The sequence below is a fragment of the Helicobacter cynogastricus genome, from assembly GCF_900197855.1.
Lineage (GTDB): Bacteria > Campylobacterota > Campylobacteria > Campylobacterales > Helicobacteraceae > Helicobacter > Helicobacter cynogastricus.
Genome location: NZ_FZMQ01000002.1, coordinates 1 through 4,822, shown reverse-complemented (window position 1 = coordinate 4,822; position 4,822 = coordinate 1). Strand labels below are relative to the sequence as shown.

General features: G+C 45.7%; 8 protein-coding genes. All 8 read left to right on the top strand.

Features of this window, described 5'->3' with window-relative positions:
- Positions 1–94 precede the first annotated feature (94 nt).
- From C6H00_RS00110 to C6H00_RS00075, 8 genes are read left to right on the top strand one after another with little or no spacing between them, the layout of a single operon-like run.
- Positions 95–370: a GPW/gp25 family protein gene (locus tag C6H00_RS00110; protein WP_104749039.1), complete on the top strand. Its 276-nt coding sequence runs from the start codon at positions 95–97 to the stop codon at positions 368–370.
- 5 nt (positions 371–375) lie between these two features.
- Positions 376–1,407 (top strand): baseplate J/gp47 family protein, encoded by a 1,032-nt coding sequence (locus tag C6H00_RS00105; protein ID WP_158655691.1) that lies wholly within the window; start codon positions 376–378, stop codon positions 1,405–1,407.
- Entirely contained in the window at positions 1,404–2,120 is a 717-nt protein-coding gene (locus C6H00_RS00100; protein ID WP_104749037.1) for a phage tail protein, read from the top strand. Before C6H00_RS00105 ends, C6H00_RS00100 begins: the two co-directional genes overlap by 4 nt.
- Positions 2,117–3,151: a hypothetical protein gene (locus tag C6H00_RS00095; protein ID WP_104749036.1), complete on the top strand. Its 1,035-nt coding sequence runs from the start codon at positions 2,117–2,119 to the stop codon at positions 3,149–3,151. The genes C6H00_RS00100 and C6H00_RS00095 overlap by 4 nt, the downstream gene beginning before the upstream one ends.
- Positions 3,152–3,160: 9 nt before the next feature.
- Entirely contained in the window at positions 3,161–3,706 is a 546-nt protein-coding gene (locus tag C6H00_RS00090) for a DUF4376 domain-containing protein (RefSeq protein ID WP_104749029.1), read from the top strand.
- Position 3,707: 1 nt separating this feature from the next.
- Positions 3,708–4,142, top strand: coding sequence for an N-acetylmuramoyl-L-alanine amidase (locus tag C6H00_RS00085; protein ID WP_104749028.1), 435 nt, complete (start codon positions 3,708–3,710; stop codon positions 4,140–4,142).
- Positions 4,142–4,381 (top strand): hypothetical protein, encoded by a 240-nt coding sequence (locus C6H00_RS00080; protein ID WP_104749027.1) that lies wholly within the window; start codon positions 4,142–4,144, stop codon positions 4,379–4,381. The genes C6H00_RS00085 and C6H00_RS00080 overlap by 1 nt, the downstream gene beginning before the upstream one ends.
- Complete coding sequence (locus C6H00_RS00075; RefSeq protein ID WP_104749035.1) at positions 4,374–4,742, top strand: holin; 369 nt, start codon at positions 4,374–4,376, stop codon at positions 4,740–4,742. Before C6H00_RS00080 ends, C6H00_RS00075 begins: the two co-directional genes overlap by 8 nt.
- The last annotated feature ends 80 nt before the right edge of the window (positions 4,743–4,822 follow it).

Below are 4,822 nucleotides of genomic sequence, written 5' to 3'. Positions count from 1 at the left end.
GAGCGAAAAAATAGAGATTSCAGCCACTCCGCTTTTTAGCATGGTGCTTGAATTTGACCTACTCTTTTTCACACCTAGTTTTAGGAGCTAAGGCGTGTATTTGTTGAGCGTAGAGGAAAATATCGCACGGCTCTTGAGCACCACTAAAGGCTCGCTAGTGCTAGCCCCGCAAGTGGGCTTAAGCCCCATCTTCATTGATAGAGTGGCTCTAGAGGATGACCTGCTCTTAGACCTCAAAGATGAGATTTTAGAGAACTTAGAGCACTTTGAGCCCCGTATCACTGAGGAAAATTTGAGCATTGAGCAGAGCGGCGCGGAGGTGCTCTTGCATGTGCGCGCCGTGCAAACAGATATGAGCGTGAAGCTATGATCTCTATGCCTAATTTCTTGCAGCCTTTAGACTTTGAGGGGGCGCGCGCTGAACTCACAGAAGCCTTTGCAAAGGCCTACAAGGAGCGCACAGGGCAAGATTATCAGCCCCTAGCCTCTGATGATGTGCAAAGCTTGATTAATTGTTTTCTCTACTACTTGGGCAAACAGATCGACAAGTGTAATCACACTATCGCACAAAACTTTTTAGAGTTTTCCACCGGGCCATACTTAGATGAGCTAGTGAAGCTTTTGGGCTTAGAGCGGCGTTTAAAAGAGATGCCTACAGCTAAGATGCGCATTAATGCAAAAGATAGTGTCTACTTGCCTAAGAATACGAAATTTGCCAGCGCAGATGGGGCAAACGCGTTTACCATTGAGGATTACCACCTAGAAAAAGGGGAGAATATTATACAGGTGGTGGGCGACAAAGAGGGCGAATGGCAAACCACGATTTTAGAAAACGCCAACCCGCTAATCCTCAAAGTAGAGATGTTGAGCAGATTTACTAATTTGCAAGATTACGAAGAAGATGACGCGCTCAAAAAACGCTATTTGATGGCTTTAGCTGGTTTTAGCACGGCTGGAAGTGTGCAGAGTTATACGCATTTTGCGAGCGTTAAAGGTGTTGGGAAAATTAAGGTGGTGAGCCTTAATATTGGCGAGGTTACTATCTACTACACGGCGGACAATTTAGACGCGCCTAAGCTCATTGCCAATGCCATTAAAGACAAGACACCTCTCACAGACAAGGTGCTCATAGAGCAGGCTAGCAAAGTGCCTGTAAGCCTCAATTATACTATTGAGCTTAAAAACACTCTAGTCCAAAAAGAGATTATTGAGGCTACCAAAGAGCGCGCCTTTTCTCTATTTAAAAGCCTTGAAATTGGGCAGGGCGTGAGTGAGAGCAAGTTAGCTAGTCTGGCTTTTGTGGATAGAGTGGTAACAGACTGCTCAGTAGATGCTATTAATAAGCCTGCTATGCACGAATGGCTCTTTTTGGAGTCTGTGCAAGTGGACATTAGGACACCCACATGAGCATTTTGCCTAGCAATTACCCTAAAGAGATTCGCGCCTTAGATGAGGCTTTGGGTAAATTAGTAGCCAAAAGCTTCAAAATGCCCTTTAAGCACTTCTACAACCCTACACAAAACCCACATTTAGGCCTTTTAGCCCACTCTTTTGGGGTGGACTTAGATACCAAATTGCCCATTAACCAGCAACAAGCCCAATTAGAAGCTCCGCTTTTGAAAAAAATCTATCTGGGCACAGAGCGCGGACTCAAAGAAGCCGTTTTTAAGGTCTTTGGAGAGGTGCAGGTGGTTACTTTTGCCAATAAGGAGGTTTTTGAGCGCGAAACTCAAACTAAGAGCGGACTACAACCCTTTGAGTATTTGGTAACTATTGCCCCTGATTCGAAAAGCACAGTGGACATGGAGCGCGCCATAAACGCTATTAAGGCCATTCAGCCCGCGCGCGATCGCTTCAAGTCTTTAAAAATTGACTTTCCTATGAGTTCTCTGCCATTAACACTGCAAGGCTCTTTTAGACTGCAGTGCAACTTTAGCGCGCCTGCCTCAAAATATAGCACATATGAGGTGTTAGACTTAGGATTTAAAGGTGGGGGGCAAATACGCCCCGCTTTTGTAGGCCACAATGTCTATAACGCTTCAGGGCGCACGAACATCTCCATTACAGGGGGCGCACATCTGTTTTTAACCTTCAGAGGCGATCAAAGGAGCAAGCCATGATTTTTTCCGTGCCTACAGCTAAAGGCATTGAGGTCTTAAGCGCAGAGTTTCAACAAGAGGCTAAGAAATATCTATTGGTGGGGGCGGACACGACAGAAGATGCTGAACTTGACCGCCTTATAGGGCGCAATCCAGACGGACAGGGAGATACTTATGTCTCTGAGCTAGAGTTTAATGCCATTGAGAACTATGTCTATTATGAGGGGACAATAGACATCGCGCGCTATGATGAACAGAGGTATCTGACCTTTGAGATCAATCTTGGCAAATTGAACACAGACAAATATGTCTATGCTTGTCTTATTGTAGATGATGCTAAGAATATCTTAGCCGTTGTGCCTTTGGCCAAAGTGGTTTTAAACGCGCATGTGGGCGGGGTTTTGGTGATTAAGTTTAGCGTTGTGGGGCGGCAGCCCGGCGAGCTGGTGTTTTTGAATAGAGATTTTCCTAGTTACCAAGAGTGGACAGATTTTAAGGCACAACTTAATAACGAATTTGCTCAAAAGACGCGCGAATTTGAGGCACAAAAAACCCTTTTCACTAACGCCATTGATGCCAAAATGCTCGAGTTCAACACCCAAAAAGATACTTTTACTCAAAAGCTTACAGAACTTGAATCTAGTCGCGCTAATTTGGCCCAAGAGTTTGCTAGCACACTCAATATCGCTAAAGCTAATGCGCTCGCTACTATGAGCGGTCTGACGCATTTTGAAAAAATAGACTTAACAGACTTTGTGCAGGTGGGGAGAACCAACACATGGACAACATCTTTTGTGGTGGAGCCGGGGAGTTTCATCATCATGTGCTTTTCTTTTGTGCAGGACTGGGCGGATTGGCATCTTCGTTTTAAATATGAGGATGACCACAATATAACGGCTTTCCCTGACATGAATGCCGATGAGGGGATACATGATACCTATGCGGGCTTTTTTAGTGTTCCTTACTGGAATGATAGCGCGCGGCGTGTTAGAGTGTTTTGGCGTGGGTGGTATACAAGGAGTAGCAATCTCTATTACTACAAGATTGGATAAGGCAAGAGCATGGACATTGAACTAGACTTTGAAAGGGTGAAGCAAAAGTTAGAGCCTAGCGGGGAAATCTTACCAGCGGGAGCTGTATTGACCTACAACAAGGCGACAGATACATGGGGGGTTAGAACTTCTAAGCCTCTTAGCGTAGGGCAATTACAGAGCGCGCATATTCTTTTGCAGAATGCGCAGATTGGAGAGCTTAAGCGAAATTTGGTGCTCAAAATAGATGCCAAGACGCAAGAGTCTTTGAAGCGCGGGTTTAGCAGTGCGGCACTGGGCAGTTTGCATGCCTACGATCTGCGCCTAGAAGATCAGCTCAATCTAAGTGGTGCACTTCAAGCAGGGTTAGATACGCCCATTAGATGCAAAGGACAAGATGAGGCCTTTAAAAGCTACAAAATGCACACAAGAGCGCAACTAGAAGAGGTGTTTAGTGCGGGGATGGCACACAAGGCCAAAGTGCTTAACTTCTTTGGGGCGCAAAAGGCGCAAGTTGAGACACTGAGCGACTACCCCAGTCTTAAAGCATTTCAAATACAAGACTTCAAGGACTAACATGACCAAAACACACCAAAACATCAACCGTATTGTCATTCATTGTAGCGACACCCCAGAGGGACGCCCTCATGACAAATGGGACATTGATAGATGGCACAAAGAAAGAGGCTTTGATCAGATTGGCTACCACTATGTGATCTTGCTAGATGGAAGCATTGAAAAAGGCAGACAAGAGCATGAAGTGGGCGCGCATGTTAGAGGACACAATAGCGGGAGTTTGGGCATTTGCTACATTGGAGGCAAGGATGCCAAAACCCTTAAGCCCAAAGACACGCGCACCCCTGAACAAGTTGAGGCTCTTAAAAAGCTCTGTGTTGAGCTTGCCAAAAAATACCCTTCAGCCACCTTTTGCGGGCATAGGGATTTAGACAAGGGCAAAGAGTGCCCCTGTTTTGATGTCAAAAGCTTCATTAAAGAAAGCGGGATTGCCTGATGAAAGAGGTCAAACCCCCATGCGCGCAGGTGTCCATGCGCAAATTAGATCGCATGGTCTCTATTGGCTTTTTGCTCATTTTGCTCAATGCTTTGCAGACGGGCTCTTTGGGCTTTTTAGTCTATGAAATTGGCAAAACAGAGGAGCGATTAGACCGTAGTTTAGTAAAAGTGCAGGTTTTAGAGCAGAAGTTAGATAGTTTGCAAGGAAAAATTAGACGGCACTTTGAGAATGACTAAGCAGGATTTTCTTATTTTGGGCGTGGAGTTTCGCGCTATCTTGCCCTATATCTTAGTGCTCTTTGTAGGCTTTTGTGTGGGCTGGTTGTTTGTGCTCAAGTCTATCAAAGATGAGGCCTTGAGCGGGCTAGGAGATAGGCTTAGATATGTGATTTGGGGGGTGGGCTCATCTATGATGACTACTTGGGTGAGTTTTGAGTTCATTGATTACTATTTGCACTTGCCCTTAGGCCTAGCCACTGCCATTAGTGGTGGCGTGGGTTATATGGGGGCTGAAGTGGTAGGAGAAGTGGGTTTAAAGCTCATCCGTAAGAAACTAGGCATTAGCAAAGAGGAGGAGGGCAAGAGTGCCAAGTCCTAAGTTGGGCGTAGCGTTATTGAGCGGACTGCTGGGCATAGCGTGCGTGATCTATGCGATCTCTTGGCTACGCTCTTTTATTG

What these genes read in the sequence shown, in the direction of transcription:
- C6H00_RS00105 (WP_158655691.1), top strand. Translation starts at nt 376, where the DNA reads ATGCCTAATTTCTTGCAGCCTTTAGACTTTGAGGGGGCGCGCGCTGAA.
- C6H00_RS00100 (WP_104749037.1), top strand. Translation starts at nt 1,404, where the DNA reads ATGAGCATTTTGCCTAGCAATTACCCTAAAGAGATTCGCGCCTTAGAT.
- C6H00_RS00095 (WP_104749036.1), top strand. Translation starts at nt 2,117, where the DNA reads ATGATTTTTTCCGTGCCTACAGCTAAAGGCATTGAGGTCTTAAGCGCA.
- C6H00_RS00075 (WP_104749035.1), top strand. Translation starts at nt 4,374, where the DNA reads ATGACTAAGCAGGATTTTCTTATTTTGGGCGTGGAGTTTCGCGCTATC.
- C6H00_RS00085 (WP_104749028.1), top strand. Translation starts at nt 3,708, where the DNA reads ATGACCAAAACACACCAAAACATCAACCGTATTGTCATTCATTGTAGC.
- C6H00_RS00090 (WP_104749029.1), top strand. Translation starts at nt 3,161, where the DNA reads ATGGACATTGAACTAGACTTTGAAAGGGTGAAGCAAAAGTTAGAGCCT.
- C6H00_RS00080 (WP_104749027.1), top strand. Translation starts at nt 4,142, where the DNA reads ATGAAAGAGGTCAAACCCCCATGCGCGCAGGTGTCCATGCGCAAATTA.